This window comes from Niallia sp. Marseille-Q9988, assembly GCF_976954375.1.
On sequence record NZ_CDRJSZ010000008.1, the window covers coordinates 209,647 to 234,650 of the forward strand.

Genomic DNA, 25,004 nt, shown 5'->3' on the forward strand with positions numbered 1-25,004 from the left:
GGTGTGTAATCACCTCAAGTCTCCGAAGCTTCCCACGTTCCGTTAACTCTATCTATACATACTTCCGTAGGTTTCCTCTAAACTCCGTCTAGCTTGATAGCTCCTATAAAGCTATATGGATTTTCATAACCTAACGTTTACTCATCCACACTAGAAAGTCCTATTAGGACCCCTAAGCATTTCTACTTAGTGACATTCACGAAGAGTCAGTCGAGGATTCGTCCAGATAACTCTATCCATACTAACCATAGAAGTTTTGTAGACACCCGGCCTATCGTTTACAACTCTATTAGGGTCTTGCCTCACCATTATGTGTTAGGGTAAACTTCAGCCGACTTTAGCGGGCTTCAAACGAGTTTAACTATTTACATTATTTCCTTCGCTTGCCGCAGATTCAGTGAGTGTGTTTCAAGGCGTTACCCTATCATTCCACACTTTGAGTTAACAGTTCTCCTAGCAAAAGCTAGTGACCAATCTTTTCAATTGATAACGTGGCGCACTCAAATCAATATCAGGTACCTTATCCCCTTTAAATCCAAGGAACGTTTCAAACGGAATATCATGACCATCTTTCTTCAACCGCGCCCCACAGTTAGGACAATTTTTATCCGGCAAGTCAAATCCAGAACCAACAGAACCATCATTAAAGAACTCCGAATATTTACATTCTGCGCAAATATAATGAGGAGGAAGTGGGTTTACCTCGGTTATTTCTGTCATCGTGGCGACAAAAGAAGAACCAACAGATCCACGGGAACCTACTAAATATCCATCATCTAATGATTTTTTCACGAGTTTATGAGAAATCAAATAAATAACGGCAAATCCATGACCAATAATACTCTTCAGTTCTTTTTCCAAACGGGCTTCTACGATTTCAGGAAGTTCATCCCCATAAATCCGTCTTGCCATTCCATAGCTCATTTCCCGCATTTCTTCTTCAGAGCCTTCAATTTTTGGTGTATAAAGATCATCCTTGATTGGTTTAATGACATCAATCATATCAGCGATTTTATTTGTATTTGTGACGACTATTTCCTTTGCCTTTTCTTTGCCGAGGAAGGTGAAACAGTCTAACATTTCATTCGTTGTTCTAAAATGTACATCTGGAAGCTTATGGCGATTCAGTGGATTCGCTCCACCTTGTGATCCAACCAAAATTTCTCGATAAATCTTATCATTTGGATTTTGATAATGAACATTTCCCGTTGCGACAACAGGTATGTCTAATTTATCGCCTAGCTTTACGATATTACCGATTATTTCTTCTAATGCTTTTTCATCTTGCACTAGCTCCATTTCGATTAAATGAGCATAAACCTCTTTTGGCATTACCTCTAAATAATCATAAAATGGGGCAATATCTTCTACTTCTTCAGGAGCCTTTTGCATCATCGCTTCAAAGACTTCCCCTTTATCGCAGGCTGAGCCTACTAGCAAACCTTCTCTATATTTTTCCAACACAGATCTCGGAATACGGGGAACACGATAGAAGTAATTAATATGGGCAATTGATACGAGCTTAAATAGATTTTTTAAGCCAACCTCGGTTTGTGCAAGGACGGTACAGTGATAAGGACGAGCTCTTTGGTATGCATTTCCCTGCCCCATATTATCATTTAATTGATTATGATTAAGAATTCCCTTTTCAGAAGCATCCTTCAGCATTTTCAACGCAAGATACCCCGTCGCCTCTGCATCATATATCGCGCGGTGATGCTGGGTTAATTCAATATCAAATTTCTTCGCTAATGTATTCAACCGGTGATTTTTCATTTCCGGATATAAGAATCTACCTAATTCCAATGTATCAATGACCGCATTTGTCGATTTTGGCAATCCCGCTTTCTGGTAACCGACATTTAAAAACCCAACGTCAAACGAAGCATTATGGGCAACCAAAATACTATCGCCTGTCCACTCTGCAAACTTACGTAAGACAATATCAATTTCAGGTGCACTTTCTACCATATCATCAGTAATACCGGTTAAATTTATCGTTGTCGCAGAAAGGCGATGATGCGGATTTGCAAATGACTCAAATCGATCAATGATTTCCCCATTATGAATCTTCACTGCTGCAAGCTCAATAATCGTGTTATATACGGCTGAAAGTCCTGTTGTCTCAACGTCAAATACCACATACGTGGCATCATCTAGCACGATATCCTTTGGATTATAGGCAATCGGTACACCATCGTCCACTAGATTCATCTCTACTCCGTAAAGAATTTTGACATCGTTTTTCTTTCCAGCTCCAAACGCTTCTGGGAATGATTGCGCAACAGCGTGGTCTGTGATAGCTATCGCTTTGTGCCCCCATTTTTTCGCTTGCCCAACAAGTGTAGCAACAGATGAAACTGCATCCATTTGACTCATTGGAGTATGAAGATGCAATTCTACTCTCTTTTCATCCTCTTTTGCTGTATCTTTCCGTTCAACAGCCTTTATTTCATTTAAATCATTTCCAATCATCACTAAATCACGAACGAAGGTATCATTTTGAATACTTCCACGTGCTCTGAGCCACATACCCTTTTTGACTAATTGGAAAAGTGCTGCATCTTCTTTATCACGAGAGAACATTTTTACGAGAATAGAACTTGTGTAATCTGTAATTTTAAAGGTTAGAAGTGTCCGTCCACTACGAAGCTCTTTTGTTTCAGCAAAAAAGACATAGCCTTGGACCGTCACACGTCTTTCTTCATCCACTATCTCTTCCATACGGCGATAGTCACTATCATCCTTAATCGTTAATCCAATTGTTAATGGACCACTAGGTATTGGAGAATCGCCGGCTTCTTTTTCAGCTTCCATCTTCTGAATGTCTAATAATGCTTGCTTTCCTCTTTCCTCGTCCTCTTTTTGCTTCGCTAGTAAAAATTGTTCATACTCTGAATTCGATTTTTCCTGTACAATTTCTGTATCTAAACTCATTGCAGGAAAACCAAAATATTGATAGGCATCGGTAATCAAGTTAGCATATTTTCGTTTAATCGCTAAACCTTCCATTTCATTTCTCACTTGAATGGTTAGCTTATTTCCATTAAATTGAGGCACTTGCTCATTTAATAATTTTAAAAGCGGTGGAGAGATTCCTTGCATTTCCTCTATACATGCAGACCAATAGTCACGAATTAATACATCTGTGACGATTCCATTTCTTACTCGAATATCATACGTAATAGTAGCAATATGAGAAAAGCTACTTCTTAACTTTGCAGTAAATAATTGATAGACTTGAAATGGAATGATATCGTCAAACAAAAAATGAAAATGCCATTTCTTGGATCGCTTTTCGACAACAATTTTTTCAATGCTGGCGTTGCGAAAATGGGAAATATATTGATCGTCTGTGAATTGCAATTGCTGCAACAAAATCTGGAAACGATCTACTTTCCCCTGTATATCACTCATTTATGTCGCTCCTTCCAATCTTACTAAATTCTATAAAAATAATTATAGCACAGAAAATCTGTTCTTTTACTTAATGCAGTTTAGCATACAATCGAATACACAAAAAGAAAAAGATTTAGCAATTGGCTAAATCTTTTTCTTTTTATCTTTTTTCAATTATCCTTCTACTTGTGTTAAGCGAAGAATGGTAGCTGCAAGCTCGCTTTCATGAACTTCTAGCATTTCTCCTGTACTTCTCACTTTCACTTCTACGATTCCTTCAGATGCTTTTTTCCCAACTGTTATTCGAATTGGTAAACCAATTAAATCAGAGTCAGCAAATTTCACACCAGCACGCTCAGCGCGGTCATCGACTAATACATCAAAACGATTTGCTTTTAATGATGCATATAATTTATCTGTTAATTCATTTTGTGCTTCGTCTTTTGTATTGACAGTGATTAAATGAACATCGAATGGAGCTATAGTATTTGGCCATACAATTCCTCTGTCATCATTAAATTGCTCTACAATTGCTGCCATCGTTCTAGATACACCAATTCCATAGCAGCCCATAATAAGCGCCTGGCTTCTGCCATTTTCATCTAAATATGTTGCACCCATTGCTTCGCTATATCGAGTACCAAGCTTAAAGACATGTCCTACTTCAATCCCTTTTGCAAAAGTAATTGTGCCTTTTCCGTCTGGTGAAAGGTCCCCTTCTTGAATGAAACGGATGTCTGCATATTGATCAACCGCAAAATCACGTTCAGGATTCACATTCACATAGTGGAAATGCTCTTCATTTGCCCCACAAACACCATTAACAATTGCTTTCACAGCATGATCGGCAATTACTTCTACATCTTTTACATTAATTGGACCTAATGAACCAATCTTGCTTCCTAAAACAGCTTCCGTATCTGCATGATCTGCTAATTCTACACTATTTGCTTCTAATAAGTTTTTCACTTTTATATCATTTACTTCATGGTCTCCACGAACTAATACTAGAACAAACTTTTCATCTACTTTAAATAAAAGAGATTTAATGCATTTTTCTGCTGCTACATTTAAGAAAGAAGAAACTTCTTCAATTGATTTCTGCTCTTTCGTTTCTACTTTTTCTAGTTCTTTTGCAGGCTCGTTCATTTTTTCGTAGGAATTAATAACAGGAGCCATTTCAATATTTGCAGCATAATTAGATTCCGTAGAATACGCAATAGTATCTTCTCCTACATCAGATAATACCATGAATTCATGGGTATCCTTCCCGCCCATTGCACCACTGTCTGCGATAACTGCACGATAATTTAAGCCGCAACGCTCGAAAATATTGCAATATGCTTTGAAAATCGCATCATAAACTTCCCCTAAGCTTTCATGGGAAGAATGGAAGCTGTATGCATCCTTCATAATAAACTCTCTGCCGCGCAAGATTCCAAAACGTGGTCTTTTCTCATCTCTGAATTTCGTTTGGATTTGATAAAGGGTAAGCGGCAGACGTTTATACGATTTTACTTCGTCACGAACTAAGCTTGTGATGACTTCTTCATGGGTTGCACCTAATGCAAATTCACGACTATTGCGGTCTTTAAGACGCATCAATTCTGGTCCATAAGTAAACCATCTGCCTGATTCCTGCCATAATTCGGCTTGTTGCAAGGCAGGCATCAAAAGTTCTACTCCTCCTGCAGCATCCATTTCTTCGCGAATAATTTGTTCAATTTTCTTTATTACTTTATTTGCTAGTGGCAAATAGGAATAGATACCACTTGCATTTTGTCTAATATATCCTGCTCTTAATAATAACTGATGGCTTTTAATATCAGCATCTGCTGGTACTTCTCTTAATGTTGGTATTAACATTTTACTTTGCTTCATCTATGTTTGCACCTCTAATATTTTTATGTGTTTGTTATTATTGTGAAGAAAGCTATAGATTAGATTGATTTTTTCTCCACAAAACAACATTCCCCTTATAAAAGGGGAATGAAAAGTATCCTACTGTATAAAAAATCGTTGGATATCATTCCAAGTGACAACGATCATCAACAGCATGAGTAAAGCAAATCCAATAAAATGGACCAACCCTTCTTTTTGTCGGTCAATTGGTTTACCGCGAACTGCTTCGATTGCAAAGAATAATAGGCGTCCACCATCCAATGCAGGTAATGGAAGTAGATTCATAATTCCTAAGTTAATGCTTAAGACAGCCGCCCAATTCATTAAGGAATAGACGCCTGATTGAGCAACAGTATCTGTTGATTGATAAATAGCTACAGGACCACCTAATGCATCAATCGAAAATTGGCCTGTTACTAGTTTTCCAACTGCTCCAATAATATCTTTCGTCCATGTATAGGTTTGTGTTGCTCCATATTGAATAGATTTTAATGGGGATTTTTCCATTGGGCTGTATACACCAACAAGCCCAATTGTTTTCCCATCTACTTCTGTTTCCTTCGGTGTAACATCAATCGTCATTTCTTGTCCATTACGATCAATAAGAAATTCTAAATTTTCCCCTGGACTCTTTTGAATGATAGAAACAACTTCTTTCCATGATCCAACCGACTGGCCATCAATACTTATTACATTATCACCTTCGTGTAACCCAGCACTAATTGCTACCCCATCATCTGTTAGCTTACCAAGCTTAGCTTCATTCGAAGGAATCCCTTGTAATAGAGCGATAACGATAAAAATAAGGAAAGCTAGTACAAAGTTCATGGCAGGACCTGCAAAAATAGCAAGCGTTCGTTGTCCTAATGACTTACTTGCAAACTGACGGTCATATGGCGCAATCTGTGTTTCAACACCATTCTCAACGAAGACCGCGTCTTTTTTAATAGGAAAAACAAGCAGTTTTTCCTCCAAGTCATCCTCAACATAGCCTTTAATGAAGAGCTTATGTTCTAAATCAGCATCCTCAACATTAATAACACGTGCATTTGGATACTTCTCTTTATTATTAATAATGATTTTGGTTACTTCTTCCTTTTCATTTAGGATTAAACCGATTCGATGGCCAGGTTTAATATCGACCATTTCTGGATCTTCCCCTGCCATACGGACATAGCCACCAATTGGTAGAAGACGAATCGTATATACGGTTTCTCCTTTTTTTAAGGAAAGAACTTTAGGTCCCATTCCAATTGCAAATTCACGGCATAAAATACCTGCACGCTTAGCTAAAACGAAATGCCCTAATTCGTGAAAAAATACTAACGCACCAAAAATGATGATAAAAGCTATAACTGTATACAAAATTTAACCACCTTTTTATAGAAGTGTGCTTACTCTTTTTCTTGTTTCTAAGTCAACCTCTTGGATCACTTCAAGACTAGGGTTTAGTATATTCTGATGACTATTTAGTGCTTTTTCGATTAAGTCTTCAATTTGCAGAAAGCTAATTTCGTTATTTAAGAACTTTTGAACCGCCACTTCATTTGCTGCATTTAAAACGGTTGGCAATGTGCCGCCTGCTTTTCCTGCCTCATAAGCAAAATGAAGACATTTAAATCTCTCCATATCCATTTCTTGAAAATGCAATTTTCCTATTGTAGCCAAATCTAATCGTTTCCCATTCGCAACAGAAAGGCGCTCTGGATAGGAAAGGGCGTATTGGATTGGTATTCGCATATCTGGTGTCCCTAATTGAGCAATCACACTACTATCATGAAATTCTACCATCGAATGGATGATACTTTCTTTATGTAATAATACATCTATTTTCTCATACGGAAGCCCAAATAACCAGTGTGCTTCAATTACTTCCAATCCTTTATTCATCATTGTTGCAGAATCTATCGTAATTTTTGCACCCATTGACCAGTTCGGATGATTCAAAGCATCTTCTACTGTCACTTGTTCTAAATCTGTTCTGCTTAAATCTCGGAAGCTCCCACCCGAGGCTGTAATGATTAGGCGCTCAATATTCTTTTGATTTTCCCCTTGTAAACATTGAAAAATAGCCGAATGCTCACTATCAACTGGTAAAATAGGTACATTATATTTTGCAGCAGCTTCCATCACAATATGCCCTGCTGTTACTAATGTCTCCTTATTTGCGATCGCTATAACCTTTTTTGCTTCGATTGCTTGTAAGGTTGGATGTAGCCCAACACTACCAATTACTGCATTAACTAGTATATCTGCTTTATCAAAGACAGCTACTTCCGTTAGACCTTCCATTCCATAGCTTAAATGAATGGTCGGAAAAATTTGTTTTAATTGCTCATAATCGCTTTTTTCTGAAACGGAAACAAGTGATGGTCTGAATTCTTCGATAATCTTTTTTGTAAGTTCTAAATTTCTTCCTGATGAAAAGGCAACTAATTGAAACATATCAGGATGATTTTTAATAACATCCAACGTTTGTGTTCCAATCGATCCAGTCGCCCCAAGCAAACTAATATACTTCACTACCTCACTCCTACACCCATTATTTCCTACCTTTTATTTTAAATTAAATCAAGAAATCGTTCAAAGATAAAATAAAGCAGTGGCCAGACAAAGATAAGGCTATCAAACCTATCCAGAATCCCACCGTGTCCTGGTAATAATCTACCAGAATCCTTCACATCATAATGGCGCTTTAAAGCTGATTCTGTTAAATCCCCAATTTGTCCAAAAATGGATAAGATAATGGTAGTAAAAGCAAAGCCTATAGACCATTCTATGTAGCCAAACACACTAAATAGAACCCCTACCACTAAAGCACTGATAATCCCTCCAACAAATCCTTCGACTGTTTTATTTGGACTGATTTCTGGCCATAATTTTCGCTTTCCAATAGCTCTGCCTATAAAGTAAGCCCCAGAGTCTGTTGCCCAAATAATAAATAACGAATAAATAAGATACGCTAATTGTGTTTCTCTAATTTCAATAAAGAAATGAAATCCAGTTCCTATGTAAATAACAGCCAATATCGAAAATGCGACATCATCAAATGTAAATTTATTTTTAGAAAAAACCATATACGTTAAATACAATAAAACAGCGATTAATCCTATTTCAACTTTTGTGATATTTAAATAATGGTTAGGTAGTACCATCAACCATACAGTAACTAAAGAAATAATTCCCGGAATAGAAAGAAACGGTATTTTTCTCATCCGAAACATTTCAAATATGCCGATTCCGACTAGTAGAAAAGTGAAAAGTACCAGTGGTAGCTTTCCGATTAAAACGAACGGCAAAAATACGGCTATTGCAATAATTGCTGTAATTATTCTTTGCTTCATCTCTAAACCAACTCTCTTCAGACACCGCCAAAACGGCGTTGTCTGTTTTGAAATTCTTCGATTGCTTCTATTAAATGTTGGCCACTAAAATCTGGCCATAAGACTTCTGTAAAATAAAGTTCCGAATAAGCTATTTGCCATAGCATAAAATTACTTATTCTTATTTCCCCACTTGTACGAATTAATAAATCAGGCTCTATTATCTCTTCTGTCATTAAATAAGAGGCAAACATTTCTTCTGATAAGTTGTCTATCTCTATTTTCCCCGATTGACTATCTTTTACAACACCTTTAACAGCGTCTATGATTTCGGCTCGAGAACCATAATTCAAGGCAAAGTTTAATTGAAGACCAGTATTATGCTTTGTTTGTTCCACAGCACGATTTAAGGCATTAAGTGTAGACTCAGGCAATCCCTCTGTATAGCCAATCGCTGTTACACGAACATTTTTCTCTATTAATTCCGGCAAAAATGTACCAAGAAATTGTTCTGGAAGGGACAGTATATAATCCACTTCCGATTTTGGCCTTTTCCAATTTTCTGTAGAAAAGGCATATAGAGTTAACACTTTAATTCCAAGATCATTTGCGATGGTTGTAATCCGCTTAACGCATTTCATTCCTTCATGATGTCCAGCAATTCTCGGCAATTTTCTTTTTTTCGCCCATCGCCCATTACCATCCATGATAATCGCAACATGCTCTGGAATATTTCGCATTTTTAATGCAGATATGCGGTCTTGGAAATTAGAAGAAATTGGTTTCTTTTTCCATAACCTTATTTTGTTAAACATAAAATAGCTCCTCCAAAATAGATCCCTTTCGTATCTTACTATTAACAGTGATTATATGTATACAGTATATGATTTAAACTGTATCTGTTTATATTCTCTACTAAACAACTAGCTTTAAGATAATCATCATAATAACGATATTGCATAATACAAGGATCGACTTTTCTATTAAATTCTTCGTGTCCATAAACCTATCATATCCCCTAGTAAGATAACACAATAAGTTCCCTTTCTATATTATAGGAAAATAGTCAGCTTAAGCAACTAAGAATTAAAAAACTAGCTAGTTTTGGCTATTTTTGGACAAAAATTAATATTTTGGACAATTTTGATCCTTTTCAAATTGATTTATTTATACGTAATCACTTAACACTATTCTTGCTAGCTGGAGGAAGTTATTCCCTCTCTTATCTGCTTTAAACAACTTACTCTTAAATAGACAAAAAGTAATTTTAGAAAAGAAAGACATGAATTTGATGAAGAAAAAAACCCCCTATATAGTAGAGGGTTTCATCAACATATAAACAAATCTCGTTGATTTCCGCTCCAGACACACTTGCTTTTTTGGAGAGAAATGGGAGGAGCGCCTCCTTGGCTTATAGCTTGCAGGGATTTTTCCACTTCCCTCTCTTCCCGCAGAAGTTTAGTGTCCATTGCTGTAAGAATCAACTAAAGAATTCTCATTAGAATACACCTTAGTACCTTGCAGTGTTATACTTCTAAAATTTCTTTTTCTTTTTCTTTTGTTAACGCATCAACTTTACTAATGAATTCATCCGTTAATTTTTGGATATCTTCATTAAAGCCGCGTAGTGCATCTTCTGTGATTTCGCCGTTTTTTTCTAATTTCTTTAGATCATCATTACCGTCTCGGCGGATATTACGAATAGCAATTTTCGCTTCTTCGGACTCTTTTTTCACGTTCTTTACTAATTCCTTACGACGCTCTTCTGTAAGCATTGGAATAGAAAGACGGATAACACTTCCATCGTTTGAAGGATTTAATCCAATATCAGATTTAAGAATTGCTTTTTCAATATCTCCAAGAATCGTTTTATCATACGGTTGAATTACAAGCAACCTAGCTTCTGGAACACTAATACCAGCAATTTGATTGATTGGTGTTGGTGCACCATAATAATCTACTGTAATTCGATCTAATAAGGAAGCATTAGCTCTACCTGCACGAATACTTGCAAGCTCACGTGAATAGCTTTGAATCGCTTTATTCATTTTTTCCTTTGTATTTGCAATAACTTGTTTAGGCATTATTTTTCCCCCTCACGATTGTTCCAATTGTCTCACCCATTACCGCTCTCTTAATATTGCCGTCTTCCATGATAGAGAACACGATTAACGGAATGTCATTATCCATACATAATGATGAAGCAGTTGAATCCATTACTGCAAGACCGTCTTTAATCACATCAAAATAAGTAAGTTCTTCAAATTTCGTTGCAGTTTTATCTACTTTCGGATCTGCTGAATATACACCGTCCACATTATTTTTTGCCATTAAAATAACGTCTGCCTCTATTTCAGCAGCTCTTAGGGCAGCTGTTGTATCTGTTGAGAAATAAGGGTTTCCAGTTCCTGCAGCAAAAATCACAACACGTTTCTTCTCAAGATGTCGAATGGCACGTCTTCTAATATAAGGCTCCGCTACCTGTCTCATTTCAATTGAAGATTGTACACGTGTTTCAATGCCCATTTGCTCTAAACTATCTTGAAGTGCCAATGAATTCATAACAGTAGCAAGCATTCCCATATAATCAGCGTTCGCTCGGTCCATTCCCATTTCTTCCCCGATTTTACCGCGCCAAATATTTCCACCGCCAACAACTACAGCCGCTTCTACACCAAGATCTGCAACTTCCTTCACTTGCTGTGCTACGTTTTTGATTACACTTGGATTGATACCAAATCCAGCTTCACCAGCTAATGCTTCACCACTTAATTTCAGAACAACACGTTTATATTTTGGATTACTACTCATGGAAACCTCCGCTATATTTGAAATATCTTGAAAAATAGGGAACACCGTGGTGCCCCCTATGATAACATGAATTAATCAATCATTTATTTATTATTATTTCTTATTTACTTGGTTCATAACTTCTTCAGCGAAGTTATCTTCACGTTTTTCGATTCCTTCTCCCACTTCGTAACGAACGAATTCACGTAAAGTAGCACCTTTAGATTCTACAAATTGACGAACCTTTTGGTCAGGGTTTTTAACAAATGTTTGATCAAGTGCACATACATCTTCAAAATATTTGCTTAAGCGGCCTTCAACCATTTTCTCAACGATTTTAGCTGGTTTTCCTTCGTTAAGCGCTTGTTGTGTTAATACTTCTTTCTCATGTGCCACTTCTTCTTGAGAAACTTGGTCACGAGATACATATTTAGGATTTAATGCAGCAATGTGCATCGCAACATCTTTAGCAGCAGAATCATCAGTAGTTCCTTCTAATACAGTTAGAACACCAATGCGTCCGCCCATGTGAAGATAAGCACCAAATGAATCATTATCTGTTTTTGTTTTGATTTCAAAACGACGTAGAGATAATTTTTCACCGATTTTAGCGATTGCTGCATTGATATGTGATTCAACTGTTGTACCTTCCGTAATGTTTGAAGCATGTGCTTCTTCTACAGTTGCAGGTTTAGTTGCTAATAAATGTGTAGCAAGTTCGTTTACTAAGTTTTGAAAACCTTCGTTTTTCGCAACGAAATCAGTTTCAGAGTTTACTTCAAGAATAACTGCTTCATTACCTTCTACAGCGATATAAGTTGAACCTTCAGCAGCTACACGGTCTGCTTTCTTAGCAGCACTTGCAATACCTTTTTCACGTAAGAAGTCAATCGCTTTATCTAAATCTCCATTCGTTTCAGTAAGTGCTTTTTTACAATCCATCATTCCAGCACCAGTTTTTTCACGTAGTTCTTTTACCATTTGAGCTGTAACAGCCATAGTAATTTGCCTCCTTAAGGTTTATGTATTATTTTTTTTACCATTTTATTTCACTTTTAAGCAGGATGCTTGAAAAAAAGGTGATAAGAGGGATGCTCTTTATCACCTTTTCCACAAGTCCCTAAACAAATACTTATTATCCATTAAGTTCAATCAAATTGATCCTAAACTCATTCGTAACAAGTCATGCGGTTCTATTAAGCAGAAGTTACTTCTTCGCCTTGTTTAGCTTCAAGAATTGCATCTGCCATTTTTGCAGTTAATAATTTAACAGCACGGATTGCATCATCATTCGCAGGAATAACAACATCAATTTCGTCTGGATCACAGTTAGTATCAACAATACCAACGATTGGAATATTTAATTTATGAGCTTCTGCAACTGCAATACGTTCTTTACGTGGATCTACGATGAATAAGCAGTCAGGAATCTTCTTCATATCTTTAATTCCGCCTAGGAATTTTTCTAAACGCTCAAGCTCTTTGTTTAATTGAACTACTTCTTTTTTAGGAAGTACTTCAAAAGTGCCATCTTCAGACATTCTTTCGATATCTTTAAGACGAGCAATACGCTTTTGAATCGTTTCAAAGTTAGTTAAAGTTCCACCTAACCAGCGTTGGTTTACATAGTATTGACCAGAACGGATAGCTTCCTCTTTAACTGAATCTTGTGCTTGCTTTTTCGTACCAACGAAAAGAACTGTACCGCCGTTTCCAGCTAATTCTTTCACATAGTTATAAGCTTCTTCAACCTTTTTAACTGTTTTTTGAAGGTCGATGATGTAAATGCCGTTACGCTCTGTGAAAATATATTTTTTCATTTTTGGGTTCCAACGGCGAGTTTGGTGACCGAAATGTACACCAGCTTCAAGTAATTGTTTCATTGAAATAACTGACATGTTTTTTCCTCCTAATGGTTTTGATTTCCTCCGCTTTTTTCATTTTTAATCAAAACTGTAAATAATACAGCACCAATGATTAAATCCAAAAGCGTGTGTATTAACACCATTTGTTAATATAGCATATGTACTACATACAATCAAGTATATTTACGAATTTTGTCTAAATTTAAGGAGTAGCTCCATTTCTGTCTTCCCTTTATTTAATGTTTTCGCTATTTCCTCAATGCTTTTTCCTTCTGCTTGCATCTCAGAGGCTAATTCAGCAATAGACTTTTCCTTCTTTTCTTTCTCTGGCGGAAGGATTAAGTTCAACAGCTCTTCCATATCTTCCTTCTCTAGTCTATCTTCTTTATTATTTTCTCGTTCAGACGGAGAAGGAGAGGTATTTTTATATACATTTAACATGGCTTTATTCCCTTTCAACTCTTTCGGCTTAAAGTCAACGTTTGTCGCATCATCCATCTCTTTTTCCTCTCGCTTCTCCTGTTGTATTACTTTAGGTTGGAATGAATAAAGCTTTTCGATAAACTGTTCATTATCCTCTTTAATTTCCGATATAAAGGTAGAAATTATTTCTTCCATTTCCTCTATATTCTTTTTCTGTTCTTTTTCTATGTCGACAAACCGATTTTGTCTAAGATATAAAATGACAATACTAAGTATAGCGATTAAATTTAATGTAATGCTTAAAAAAAGTAAAAAGTTAACCATTTTATCCCTCTATCCACTAAAGTCGATACTTTGTCCCTTATATGGGTGTATCGTGGTATTCTCTATTTCGTTAAACTCCTTCTTTTCTTCACTCCTTGTTTGTTCGTGAAGGTGTTTATCTCCCTTTTTATTAGAATTGACTTTTCCCTTTCCTTCTCCCTTTATGACCGTTATTCTTTTTCTTTCCTCTTCTTTTCCAGCTTCTTTGGCAGCGAAAGAATACATTTGCTGATGTTTCTGATCTTGTTGTTCTTGAAGCTTTCCTGCATCATAAGTTCTTGGTAGAGCAACTTGCATTTCTATTGCCTTCAAACTCATATGCCTTCACCCATTTCATTAGATTACTTTTTCTAAAGAATGCCTTAATTTAAAGATAGCTTTTGAATGTATCTGCGATATTCTTGAAGTGGATAAATTCATTACTTGTCCAATTTCCGTTAACGTTAATTCCTCTTTATAAAACAAACTAATAACAAGCTGTTCTTTCTCATTTAGCTCCTGAATTTTTTCTGCCATTTCTTGCACTAATTCATCCTTGATAACTTTTTCTTCTGGAATAATGGTTTTATCATCTCGGATTGAAAAACTTTGTGCCTCTTTCTCCTCCCCCTCATTTAGCTGCTCATCAATAGATAGCACGTTGGCAAAAAAGTGTTCATTCATCGTACTATACACTTCTTCAACACTTGTGCCTAATTCATCAGCAACTTCCTGTGCAGTGATATTTCTCATTAATTTTTGTTCCAGTTTTTCAATTGCGGCTTCAATCTTCTTTGACTTTTCCCTTGTCCCCCTTGATAACCAGTCTTCCTTCCGAAGGCCATCAATAATACTTCCTCTAATCCGAAAAGATGCATATGTATCAAACTTTAAGTCTCTATTTGGATCAAATCGTTGTAAAGCATCATATAAACCCATCATCCCGAGGCTCGTTAATTCGTCTCGCGACACACTTTTCGGTAATCCTATGGATATTCTTTGCACATGAAAACTAACTAAAGGCATATACTTCTTTATTAACTGGTTGCCTGCTTCTTGATCTCTCGAACTAATCCACAATTCCCATGCTTGCTTTTCTTCTGTTGTTGACTCATTGGCCATTAAATACCCTCCTCTAAAAAACAGTGAACATTAACATTCGCACTAAATCTTTTCTGTCTATAATCGTAAAGGAGAAAGAGACTTTCATTCTTTCCTTTCCTTTTTCTACAAGAAAACTACATTTATAAAGCCATTCACTAAAATGAACACTCATCAGCAGGCTTTCCCCTTCTCCCACTAATGGTCAGCTGAATCCTCGGACATGTAAGGACGGTTCGTCTCCCTGTTATCTTTTGAATTATAAAAAGCAAGAAGTGAGAGTCTTACTTATGTTTAGGAGTAGGAACAGAGAATAGGTCGTCCCATTTTTTCATTTTCGTGCTTTTTATTTTTATCCTTTACATTCCTATCCATTCAGCAAAAAAATAAGAATTATAATTAAGATACTTCGTCCCTTTTTATGTATATATTTCACTATTGATTTTAGCAGAAGACATGATTTTTTATCTATCCTTTCTAATACCGCTACAAAAAATAGGTATAAAGACTTATTATAAATTTGCTTCAAAAATAAGAAGTTTTCTTTTCGGCCACAATATGTTCACAGAATCTCGATGGGAGCATTCCAGTTAAACTGCTATAGTATTTATTCAATAAAAAAGCAGCAAAAAAAGACTAGCTCTTAACAAAGAATAACCTATAGAATAGGAATTCTTTTTAACGAGAGACAGTCTTATTCTTCACTCCTATTCGGTTCATTAAACAAACTACTTTCGTCCAACTTAGATAATATGTATTCCTTTGTTCACCGTACGAATCGTTAATTGATGGGTAGCTGGGGAAAATTCAATTGTTCTTCCGCTATTCCCCCCTACATCTTCACTAACTATTTTAATCCTTAATGCTTCCAATGTATTTTTCACTGCTTCTACATTTCTAGGACCTATTCTCATAACATCGCTTGTTCCATTAAACTGAAACATTTGCGCTCCGCCAGCAATTTTGGCTAATAAGGAATGTCTTTTTACCCCTAACCCTTCTAAACGTTCCACTAATTCAATAATCGCTGTATCTGCAAATTTAGCCTTATTTATAGTTCCAGATTTTGAAATAGACGCTTCTGGCAGCATGATATGTGCTAATCCAGCAATAGATTTCATTGGACTATATAATACAATTCCTACACAGGATCCGAGTCCTGAGGTTCGAATCGTGTTAGGAGGATGTACCACATTCATATCAGCAATTCCAACTTTTATCACTGTAGTCTGTTCAGTCACCATCTTTCACTCCTAATGACTGAAATAATGTGCTAAAAGAGTCTGGATCAGGCAATAAAAAGAAATGTCCATTTACAGTATCAGAAAGCTTAATATCTTCTCCATTCAATTCTGTATTGATGACAATTGCATAATCGCTTACTTGTGAATGTTCGACTAATCCATATGTAACAATCGCGCCAACCATGTCAATGGCAAGCGCTGGAACAGATGGATATAAGGATAGCTGCGTGAAATCGGATAAGGAAGATAAATAGGAACCAGATAAAATATTTCCCAATTCCTGTAATGCTGAAATAGATAACTCATCATATGGCAGTGCAAAGTTAACAGAAGTATCTCCAATCATATCCTGGACAAATTTAGTTGCCTGCTCGATAGGAAGAATAAAGAACATACTTCCAGGAACATCGCCCTCTATTCTTAAGAAAACTCCTGCAACAATATTATCTGCCCCTCCAGCCATTTCCATCATTTCATCAAATGTTACAATTTGAACATCAGGCACCTTCATATCAATCTTTTTATTAAGGAGCTTTGACAAAGAGGTTGCAGCGTGTCCTGCCCCAATATTACCAATTTCTCTTAATACATCAAGCTTCATTGAATCAATATCATTTATATAACCCATGCTTATTCATCACTTTTAGTAGTAGAATAATTTCTTAAAATAGTGCGGTCAAACACTTTTTCTAAATCTACAAGAATTAGTAAACGTTTATCAAGCTTGACTACCCCTTTAATATAATCAACCTCATCCCCATTAATGGTTTCTGGAGCTGGCTCATATAAAGCAGTATCTACATCTACAACATCATTGGCTGAATCAACAATAATGCCTACTTCCATATCTTCTAACATAATAATGATGATTCTTGTACTTTCTGTGTAAGGAATTTCTTCCAAATTAAACCGAAGCCGTAAATCAATAATCGGCGTTACTACTCCTCTTAAATTAATCACACCTTTAACAAAAGGAGCGATATTTGGAATTCTAGTAATATGCATATTCTTTTCAATGGACATGACTTCATTGACAGAAATAGCATATTCCTTTCCTTTCAATTCAAATATTATTAATTTTTCGTCTGTTGAAACTGCATCACTCATCTTTTTCATCCCTCTCCAATTAACCTTATCTACATACTAAAGCCAAAGAGTCTTTATCATCACCTAAGTGATGCTTTATGTCATTTTATAGCATGCATTAACATTTCCACCATTTGATGTGTTTGCCATATTAATGGGTATTATGTTTGCTACATAGACATACATCTTTTATAAGAGAATTATTTAATTAATGCATTACAATCCATTATTAGTGCTACTTGTCCATCACCCAAAATGGTTGCCCCAGATATTGCATATGCACTTGAAAGGTAAGCACCTAATGACTTTAATACAACTTCTTGCTGTCCGATAAATCCATCCACAACAAGACCTGCGAGTTTTTCTCCTTTTCTTACGATAACAACTGAATAATATTCACTTTCCGCTTTTGTTGATGGAACATCAAAAATATCTTTTAAGAATAATAATGGAACCACTTTACCTCGGAAATCAATGACTGTCTGATTATGGGCATGCATTACATCCTTTTTATAAACAATGGCTGTCTCAATAATCGATGACAATGGAATGGCATACTTTTCAGCTTGAATTTCTACTAGCATTACAGAAATAATCGATAGGGTTAATGGTAATTGAATAGAGAATAGCGATCCTTTTCCTTCTTCTGATTCGATTGTGATGGAACCACCTAAAGATTCTATTGTATTTTTTACAACATCAAGTCCTACGCCACGTCCCGAAATATCTGAGATTTGGTCTGCGGTAGAAAACCCAGATGCAAAAATAAGTTCAGCAATTTGCGAATCCGTTAATGTCTTAGCTATTTCTTTTGAAACAATGCCTTTATTAATAGCTTTAGAAAGAACTTTCTCTTTATTTATCCCTGCTCCATCATCTTCGAGCTCAATAAAAACATGGTTCCCGCTATGATATGCACGAAGAACGACTGTCCCTTCTTCATGTTTATTATTTGCTCTTCTAACCTCTGGTGTTTCCACTCCATGATCAAGCGCATTGCGGATTAAATGAACTAACGGATCGCCAATTTCGTCAATAACCGTACGATCGAGTTCTGTTTCAGCACCAATGATTTGCAAGTCAATTTTCTTATTTAAATCACGAGCAAGCTGTCTTACCATTCTTGGAAAACGATTAAACACGGTTTCAACAGGAACCATTCGCATATTCAAAATAATATTTTGCAGGTCTCCTGTTACTCTTGACATTCTCTCCACGGTTTCATGCAGCTCTTGATCTTTGAGATTAGAAGATATTTGCTCTAATCTTCCTCTGTCTATAACAAGCTCCTCAAAAAGATTCATCAAAATATCTAAACGCTCAATATTAACACGAATGGTCTTATTCGAAATTTTAGTCGCCGTTTGTTTCTCTGGCTGCTTATTTTCTGCAGGAGCATCATTTTCTGCAACAGGAGTATTTTTCTTTTCTTCCTGCCCTTCCTCCACCACATTCATTTCAGTTGTAGATTGGTCTGCTTGCTTACCTGATATACTAGTTGCAAAAAACTCTCTTACTTCTACCTTTTCTACTTCTGAAACTTTCATGATAGATGTTTCTATTTTATTAGCTGCTTCTTTTGATATAAGAGTTACCATAAAGTCATAATCAAACTTTTCTTCCTCTAGCTCATCTACAGCTGGCACCGATTTAACAACTTCTCCTAATGATTCTAAAGCTTCAAAAATCATATATACTCTTGCAGCTTTTAATAAACAGTCGCTTTTCAATGTAATATTAATTTCATAAGTAAAAAAACCTTGATCTGCTGATTGTTGTAATACGGTCGTTTCAAATTGATCATAATGATTTTCTCTTGCTGGAGCTTTTTCTATAGTAGTAGCGGCAACCTCAACCTCCGCTTTCTTAAGTTGATTTATCGGTTCACCTTTTTCGATTTGAACAAGCTTTTCAACAACTTCCTCTACATTTCTCTTTCCGTCTCCACCACTAGCAATTGATTCTACCATCGCATCAAGATCATCGACAGCTAAGAAAATGACATCCAATATTTCTGGAGAAAAAACAATCTTCTTATTTCTGATTGCATCAAGCACATTTTCCATTTGATGGGTTAAGCTTGCTAAGTCCTCATACCCCATTGTCGCCGACATCCCTTTTAAAGTATGGGCTGCACGGAAAATCTCATTTACTATTTGTAAATTCTCAGGATCCTTTTCCAATTCTAATAGATGTTCATTACATGCTTGTAAATGTTCTTTACTCTCTTCAATAAAAACTTCTAAATACTGACTCATTTCCACCTTGCTTCACATCCCTTGACGTTATACATATTTCATAATAGTTTCCGCAATTTGATCTACCTTTTGAATATCATCTATATAATTCGTGGCAATAGCTGTTTTAGGCATTCCAAAAACTATACATGTTTCTTGCGACTCAGCGATAGCCTTTAGATAGCCTTGTCTTGCTAATTTCTTTAAACCCTCTGTACCATCAGAACCCATACCAGTCATAATAACTGCAATTTTTGCATAGGCTTTCAATTCGCTAACAGACTCAAACATTACATCTACTGATGGCCGATGACCGTTTAGAGGTGCTGCTTCGTCCAACACAATGGCTGTATGACCTCCAGCTGTCTTTACCTTTAAATGCAAACCACCTGGCGCGATATAGGCAACACCATTACGGATAATTTCGCCATGTTCGGCCTCCTTTACTGTAATCGCCGATAACGTATTAAGGCGATTTGCAAGCGAACGGGTAAATCCTGCTGGCATATGCTGAACGACTAAAATCGGTGCTTCTATATCACTTGGTAAACTAGTTAAAACTTTTTGCAACGCTCTTGGACCACCTGTCGATGTTCCAATAACCACTACTTTTTTCATAGGTTTCATCCATTTATCTGAAAAACCTATCTTTTGTACTACTTTCTCTTTTTCTTCGCTTGGTTCCATTTTACTATAAGAAGATTGTGAAGGAATAGTCTTTTTTCCTTCATTAGAGAGATTTATTAATGTTTTTCGCTTTACATTGCTTGCCAAAATTATTTTTTCTATTAATTCCTGCTTTACTTTATATAAATCTAGAGAAATAGAACCAGATGGCTTTGTAATAAAATCAATTGCACCTGCCTGCATTGCCTGAATGGTACTTTCCGCTCCCGCCTTCGTTATACTTGAAAGCATTAGAACTGGTACAGGATGCTCTGCCATCATTCTCTTTAAAGCACTTAGTCCATCTAATACTGGCATCTCAACATCAAGAGTTACCACATCAGGAGCTAATTCCTTGACTTTTTTAATGCCATCCTCGCCATTTCTAGCGGTGCCAATAACGGTTATTCTCGTGTCTTCAGAAAGAAAATCAGTAATTAGCTTCCGCATAAATGCAGAATCGTCAATAACGAGAACCTTTATTTTCTCCACTTTAATCCCCAACTACCTTTCAAACAAAAACCTTTTTAATTTTGACACAAAAGAGTGTCTATTAACTAGATGAGATTCTGTAAACTGTTGTTTACCATATCTATCGGCAATTTCACGCAAAGCTTTAGATGCTTCTGATTTTTCATTAAAAAAGACGAAAGGAATTTGTTTTCTGACAGCCTGTGCAACATTTGTATCATCTGGAATATAGCCTAGGTTAATAAGATCTCGATGTAAAAATTGTTTCACTACTTGACGAAGCTTTTGGAGTGTCTCCACTCCATCTTTTTTCGTTATCGTACGATTAACGACAAGATACAATGGAAGTGTATTGTTCCTCGTATGAATGAATTTCATCGCTGCATAAGCATCTGTTATCGATGTCGGTTCCGGCGTAGTGATGACAATACAATCATCAACAGATAATATGAATTTTAAGGAATCCGTACTGATTCCTGCTCCCATATCAAGGAGGATATAATCATATTGGCTTAACAACATATGAAAATGCTGAAAGAAACTTTCAAGCTTCTCCTCCTCGATATTAACAAAATCACTAAGTCCAGAACCACCTGCAATATAATCTAGTCCCTCGAACCCCTTTGTAATAATATTCTCAAAGCCGATATTATTTCTAAAAAAATCAACGATTGTAAAACGAGATTGGGTTCCCATTAAAATATCAATATTGCCCATTCCTATATCCATGTCAATTAACAATGTACGGTAGCCCCGTTTTTGTAACGTGAGGGCAAAATTAAGAGAAAAATTTGATTTCCCAACCCCACCTTTTCCACTTATAATGGCTAATGTTTTGTGATTGGACTGATTTTTACGATTTGTATTCAATTGCTCGATTTTTTTTCTTAAGATTGAAGCCTGATCTGTCATCCTTAATCTACCTCAATTATTTTATTTACCAGCTCTATTGGCGTTGCTTGGATAATATCGTCAGGAACATTCTGCCCTGTCGTAATATAGGCAACACCCTTTTTGCATGAAACGATTAAATTGATCATTGCTCCATAAGAAGACGTTTCGTCTAATTTTGTAAAAATAAATGAGTCGATTTCAATTGCTGAAAATTGTTGATATATCTCTTCTAAGTCTTTCTGCTTTGCCGTCAACGATAGAACAAGCAATGTTTCCATTTCTCTTTTATAATCGACAACTTGCATCAAATCTTCAACATATTTTTTATTTCGAAAATTTCTTCCTGCTGTATCAATTAAAATAATATCGCAATTTTCTAATTTCCTTGTTGCGTTTTCAAAATCTTCCATCGAATAGCAAACCTCAAGGGGAACATCCAAAATAGTTGCATATGTTTTAAGCTGTTCAATCGCTCCAATCCTGTATGTATCTGTCGTAATAAAGCCTACCGTTTTTTGTTGCTTTAAAATTATATTTGCTGCTATTTTTGCTAAAGTTGTTGTCTTTCCTACACCGGTAGGACCAATTACATTAATATATTTTTTGGATAAAGAGATTTCTCCAAAGGAATAGGAGGAAATTTCCGTTAATAGAAGCTGTTGTGCCCATTTAAAAACATCAGGTTCTTGTACATTTTCCCCTGCTGCATACCATTTAGCCACAAGTTCTTTAACCAATCTGTCTTTAATGGATTTTTCTATTTCATGTTTTGCTAATTGGTGCACTACTTTTTTTATAGGAGTAGGGATGGAGAAGGAGACATTGCTACTTAAGTCTCCAAATGCTTGTACATGTTGATTAATTTCATCAAGTTGCTTTACGATATCCGGATAATCAGCACTCCCTTTCCCATTCACTGACTGATCTATACTAGGTTGATCAAAAGATTTTGTGTTAGGTGGTTGTTCTTTTATTAATATTGGATGCCGCACCTCGTTCTTCTTCATTTGTTTATATTGAGGAACGGGCACATCCGAAACACTTGGATCAATTGCTGCAAGGACTTCTATGTTTCTTTTTTTAAAAAGGCCTAAGAAGCCTCCTGTATAAATCACTTTAGAATGAAGAATAACGGCATCATTTCCTAATTCAGCTCGAATTCTTTTCATAGCTTCCGGCATATCACGTGCTATATATTTTTGTATTTTCATTCGATATTCACAACTCCCACACTTTGAACTTCCACATTTGCTTCTAATTCATTGTACGATAATACTGGAACTTGTGGAAAATAGCGTTCTGTCAATTGTCTTACATACATACGAACAGCTGGTGAGCATAAAAGAATCGGTAGCTGTTCCATGACAGACAGTTGCTCAATTTGTCCTGCGATGCTTTCTAAAATGGACTGAGAAACACTTGGATCAAGTGCCAAAAAGTTTCCATGTTCTGTTTGTTGTATATTATCCACTATTAGTTTTTCCACTTTTCCTGATAAAGTTACAACTTTTAGGGAATCATTTTGATTTGAATATTGATTGGTTATTTGACGAGCTAATGATTGTCTTACATACTCAACAAGTAAATCTGTATCAGATGTCATCTTCCCAAAGTCTGCTAATGTTTCAAAAATCACTGGCAAATTGCGGATAGAAACATTTTCTTTTAACAATTTTGCGAGAACCTTTTGGATTTCTCCTATAGATAACGGACTAGGTGTCACTTCTTCAATTAAGATTGGGTAGCTTTCCTTCACATGATCCACTAATTGTTTTGTCTCTTGTCTGCCTAATAATTCATAAGCATTTGCCTTAATAACCTCCGTAATATGGGTCGATACGACAGATGGCGGATCTACTACTGTATATCCAAATATTTCTGCTTGTTCCTTTGTGCTTTCTGTAATCCATTTAGCTGGTAGCCCAAAGGATGGCTCAATAGTATCAATACCTTCTATAGCATCATCATCCATCCCTGGACTCATTGCTAAATAATGATCCAACAATAGCTCTCCGCGCGCTCTCTCATTCCCTTTTATTTTTAACCGATATTCATTTGGCTGTAATTGAATATTATCTCTTATACGGACAACAGGTATTACCAGTCCTAATTCTATTGCTAGTTGTCTCCTAATCATAACAACTCGATCTAACAGGTCTCCACCTTGATTAGCATCTGCAAGCGGAATCAGTCCATATCCAAACTCAAATTCAATTGGATCCACATTTAATAAACTAACGACACTTTCTGGACTCTTCAACTCATCTGTCTGTATTTCTTCCTCCATCTCTTGCATCTGCTCCAAATCAGGCTTTGGCTTTATCGACAAGTAATAGGCACCAAAGATAAGAAGTCCTGCAATAGGAATGGTTAAAAAGTCATCTATCGGTGTAAATAATCCTAAGAGAAAAATGGTTCCGCCAGCAACATACAGCATTTTCGGATAAGCCATTAGCTGTGATGTAATATCAGAACCTAGGTTACCTTCAGAAGCAGCTCTTGTTACCACAATACCTGTTGCAGTAGAAATTAATAATGCAGGTATTTGGCTGACAATTCCGTCCCCTACTGAAAGTAAAGAAAAGTGCTGGGCAGCATCTGCGGTTGCCATTCCAAGCTGGGTCATTCCAATTACAATTCCAAAAATCAGGTTGATAAAAACAATAATAATACCAGCAATGGCATCCCCTTTAACGAATTTACTGGCACCATCCATAGAACCGTAAAAATCTGCTTCTCTACTTACTTTTTCTCGACGCTGTCTTGCTTCTTGCTCGGAAATAATTCCAGCATTTAAATCAGCATCAATACTCATTTGCTTCCCTGGCATAGCATCTAATGTAAAACGAGCTGCGACTTCTGATACACGCTCTGAACCTTTCGTAATAACTACAAATTGAATGATAACCAGAATTAAAAAGACCACTAACCCAACAACAATATTTCCGCCAATAACAAAGGTTCCAAAGGTATGTACTACCCCACCTGCATCCCCTGTAGATAAAATGGATCTAGTAGTGGATACATTAAGCCCTAGTCGAAAAAGGGTTGTTAATAGCAAAAGCGAAGGGAAAATAGAGAATTCGAGAGCTTCACTCATATTCATAGTTAATAATAGGATGAGTAGCGCCAATGTAATATTAAGTAAGATAAGAACACTTAATAACCACGTTGGAAATGGAATAATTAACATTGCAATAATGAGAATTACTCCTATCACTACGATTAAGTCTTTCCTTGCCATTTCTTCCGCTCCTTAAAAACGCACATTTGATTCCTTATTATTTACAATAATTCATT

20 protein-coding genes and 1 pseudogene are annotated in these 25,004 nt (G+C 36.2%); all 21 read right to left on the bottom strand.

Annotated features, from left to right (window positions below):
• Window positions 1-498: 498 nt before the first annotated feature.
• Window positions 499-3,417 (bottom strand): annotated as a pseudogene (locus tag ACWNMZ_RS16380) (PolC-type DNA polymerase III); the annotation flags it as partial.
• Window positions 3,418-3,573: 156 nt separating this feature from the next.
• Complete coding sequence (locus ACWNMZ_RS16385; protein ID WP_031534550.1) at window positions 3,574-5,280, bottom strand: proline--tRNA ligase; 1,707 nt, start codon at window positions 5,278-5,280, stop codon at window positions 3,574-3,576.
• A 120-nt stretch (window positions 5,281-5,400) separates the two neighbouring features.
• The gene (rseP, locus tag ACWNMZ_RS16390; protein WP_031534548.1) at window positions 5,401-6,666 is read right to left on the bottom strand and encodes an RIP metalloprotease RseP; all 1,266 of its coding nucleotides are present in this window, start codon (window positions 6,664-6,666) and stop codon (window positions 5,401-5,403) included.
• Window positions 6,667-6,681: 15 nt separating this feature from the next.
• Window positions 6,682-7,824 carry a 1-deoxy-D-xylulose-5-phosphate reductoisomerase gene (gene dxr / locus ACWNMZ_RS16395; protein ID WP_031534547.1) on the bottom strand — a complete coding sequence of 381 codons (1,143 nt, stop codon included), beginning with the start codon at window positions 7,822-7,824 and terminating at the stop codon, window positions 6,682-6,684.
• Between the two features lie 38 nt (window positions 7,825-7,862).
• Window positions 7,863-8,645: a phosphatidate cytidylyltransferase gene (locus ACWNMZ_RS16400; protein WP_031534546.1), complete on the bottom strand. Its 783-nt coding sequence runs from the start codon at window positions 8,643-8,645 to the stop codon at window positions 7,863-7,865.
• A 17-nt stretch (window positions 8,646-8,662) separates the two neighbouring features.
• Complete coding sequence (locus ACWNMZ_RS16405) at window positions 8,663-9,439, bottom strand: isoprenyl transferase (RefSeq protein ID WP_031534544.1); 777 nt, start codon at window positions 9,437-9,439, stop codon at window positions 8,663-8,665.
• Window positions 9,440-10,150: 711 nt separating this feature from the next.
• A complete protein-coding gene (gene frr, locus ACWNMZ_RS16410; RefSeq protein ID WP_031534542.1) occupies window positions 10,151-10,708 on the bottom strand; it encodes a ribosome recycling factor in 558 nt (185 codons plus the stop codon).
• On the bottom strand, window positions 10,701-11,435 hold the full coding sequence (gene pyrH, locus ACWNMZ_RS16415) for a UMP kinase (protein ID WP_031534539.1): 735 nt from the start codon (window positions 11,433-11,435) through the stop codon (window positions 10,701-10,703). The genes frr and pyrH overlap by 8 nt, the downstream gene beginning before the upstream one ends.
• Window positions 11,436-11,528: 93 nt before the next feature.
• The gene (tsf, locus tag ACWNMZ_RS16420) at window positions 11,529-12,413 is read right to left on the bottom strand and encodes a translation elongation factor Ts (RefSeq protein ID WP_031534538.1); all 885 of its coding nucleotides are present in this window, start codon (window positions 12,411-12,413) and stop codon (window positions 11,529-11,531) included.
• 197 nt (window positions 12,414-12,610) lie between these two features.
• On the bottom strand, window positions 12,611-13,312 hold the full coding sequence (gene rpsB / locus ACWNMZ_RS16425; RefSeq protein WP_031534537.1) for a 30S ribosomal protein S2: 702 nt from the start codon (window positions 13,310-13,312) through the stop codon (window positions 12,611-12,613).
• A gap of 150 nt (window positions 13,313-13,462) precedes the next feature.
• Window positions 13,463-14,026, bottom strand: a complete 564-nt coding sequence (locus tag ACWNMZ_RS16430) for a hypothetical protein (RefSeq protein WP_031534535.1) — start codon at window positions 14,024-14,026, stop codon at window positions 13,463-13,465.
• Window positions 14,027-14,035: 9 nt separating this feature from the next.
• On the bottom strand, window positions 14,036-14,344 hold the full coding sequence (locus tag ACWNMZ_RS16435; protein WP_031534533.1) for a hypothetical protein: 309 nt from the start codon (window positions 14,342-14,344) through the stop codon (window positions 14,036-14,038).
• Between the two features lie 18 nt (window positions 14,345-14,362).
• Complete coding sequence (locus ACWNMZ_RS16440) at window positions 14,363-15,127, bottom strand: FliA/WhiG family RNA polymerase sigma factor (protein WP_031534531.1); 765 nt, start codon at window positions 15,125-15,127, stop codon at window positions 14,363-14,365.
• 722 nt (window positions 15,128-15,849) lie between these two features.
• Window positions 15,850-16,347 (bottom strand): chemotaxis protein CheD, encoded by a 498-nt coding sequence (locus tag ACWNMZ_RS16445; protein WP_081836533.1) that lies wholly within the window; start codon window positions 16,345-16,347, stop codon window positions 15,850-15,852.
• The gene (locus tag ACWNMZ_RS16450; protein WP_031534528.1) at window positions 16,340-16,978 is read right to left on the bottom strand and encodes a chemotaxis protein CheC; all 639 of its coding nucleotides are present in this window, start codon (window positions 16,976-16,978) and stop codon (window positions 16,340-16,342) included. The genes ACWNMZ_RS16445 and ACWNMZ_RS16450 overlap by 8 nt, the downstream gene beginning before the upstream one ends.
• A gap of 2 nt (window positions 16,979-16,980) precedes the next feature.
• Window positions 16,981-17,457 carry a chemotaxis protein CheW gene (locus tag ACWNMZ_RS16455; RefSeq protein ID WP_035415917.1) on the bottom strand — a complete coding sequence of 159 codons (477 nt, stop codon included), beginning with the start codon at window positions 17,455-17,457 and terminating at the stop codon, window positions 16,981-16,983.
• Between the two features lie 179 nt (window positions 17,458-17,636).
• Window positions 17,637-19,700 carry a chemotaxis protein CheA gene (locus ACWNMZ_RS16460; protein WP_031534524.1) on the bottom strand — a complete coding sequence of 688 codons (2,064 nt, stop codon included), beginning with the start codon at window positions 19,698-19,700 and terminating at the stop codon, window positions 17,637-17,639.
• A 21-nt stretch (window positions 19,701-19,721) separates the two neighbouring features.
• Window positions 19,722-20,831 (bottom strand): protein-glutamate methylesterase/protein-glutamine glutaminase, encoded by a 1,110-nt coding sequence (locus ACWNMZ_RS16465; RefSeq protein ID WP_031534523.1) that lies wholly within the window; start codon window positions 20,829-20,831, stop codon window positions 19,722-19,724.
• Window positions 20,832-20,843: 12 nt separating this feature from the next.
• On the bottom strand, window positions 20,844-21,722 hold the full coding sequence (locus ACWNMZ_RS16470) for a MinD/ParA family protein (protein WP_031534522.1): 879 nt from the start codon (window positions 21,720-21,722) through the stop codon (window positions 20,844-20,846).
• Window positions 21,723-21,724: 2 nt separating this feature from the next.
• Window positions 21,725-22,915 carry a flagellar biosynthesis protein FlhF gene (flhF, locus tag ACWNMZ_RS16475; RefSeq protein WP_031534520.1) on the bottom strand — a complete coding sequence of 397 codons (1,191 nt, stop codon included), beginning with the start codon at window positions 22,913-22,915 and terminating at the stop codon, window positions 21,725-21,727.
• Entirely contained in the window at window positions 22,912-24,948 is a 2,037-nt protein-coding gene (gene flhA, locus ACWNMZ_RS16480) for a flagellar biosynthesis protein FlhA (protein WP_031534518.1), read from the bottom strand. The genes flhF and flhA overlap by 4 nt, the downstream gene beginning before the upstream one ends.
• Window positions 24,949-25,004: the final 56 nt, after the last annotated feature.

Excerpts from the sequence above, each read along its gene's own strand:
- ACWNMZ_RS16385 (WP_031534550.1), bottom strand. The coding sequence starts at position 5,280 with ATGAAGCAAAGTAAAATGTTAATACCAACATTAAGAGAAGTACCAGCA.
- ACWNMZ_RS16400 (WP_031534546.1), bottom strand. The coding sequence starts at position 8,645 with ATGAAGCAAAGAATAATTACAGCAATTATTGCAATAGCCGTATTTTTG.
- ACWNMZ_RS16405 (WP_031534544.1), bottom strand. The coding sequence starts at position 9,439 with ATGTTTAACAAAATAAGGTTATGGAAAAAGAAACCAATTTCTTCTAAT.
- frr (WP_031534542.1), bottom strand. The coding sequence starts at position 10,708 with ATGCCTAAACAAGTTATTGCAAATACAAAGGAAAAAATGAATAAAGCG.
- pyrH (WP_031534539.1), bottom strand. The coding sequence starts at position 11,435 with ATGAGTAGTAATCCAAAATATAAACGTGTTGTTCTGAAATTAAGTGGT.
- tsf (WP_031534538.1), bottom strand. The coding sequence starts at position 12,413 with ATGGCTGTTACAGCTCAAATGGTAAAAGAACTACGTGAAAAAACTGGT.
- rpsB (WP_031534537.1), bottom strand. The coding sequence starts at position 13,312 with ATGTCAGTTATTTCAATGAAACAATTACTTGAAGCTGGTGTACATTTC.
- ACWNMZ_RS16430 (WP_031534535.1), bottom strand. The coding sequence starts at position 14,026 with ATGGTTAACTTTTTACTTTTTTTAAGCATTACATTAAATTTAATCGCT.
- ACWNMZ_RS16435 (WP_031534533.1), bottom strand. The coding sequence starts at position 14,344 with ATGAGTTTGAAGGCAATAGAAATGCAAGTTGCTCTACCAAGAACTTAT.
- ACWNMZ_RS16440 (WP_031534531.1), bottom strand. The coding sequence starts at position 15,127 with ATGGCCAATGAGTCAACAACAGAAGAAAAGCAAGCATGGGAATTGTGG.
- ACWNMZ_RS16450 (WP_031534528.1), bottom strand. The coding sequence starts at position 16,978 with ATGGGTTATATAAATGATATTGATTCAATGAAGCTTGATGTATTAAGA.
- ACWNMZ_RS16455 (WP_035415917.1), bottom strand. The coding sequence starts at position 17,457 with ATGAGTGATGCAGTTTCAACAGACGAAAAATTAATAATATTTGAATTG.
- ACWNMZ_RS16470 (WP_031534522.1), bottom strand. The coding sequence starts at position 21,722 with ATGACAGATCAGGCTTCAATCTTAAGAAAAAAAATCGAGCAATTGAAT.
- flhF (WP_031534520.1), bottom strand. The coding sequence starts at position 22,915 with ATGAAAATACAAAAATATATAGCACGTGATATGCCGGAAGCTATGAAA.
- flhA (WP_031534518.1), bottom strand. The coding sequence starts at position 24,948 with ATGGCAAGGAAAGACTTAATCGTAGTGATAGGAGTAATTCTCATTATT.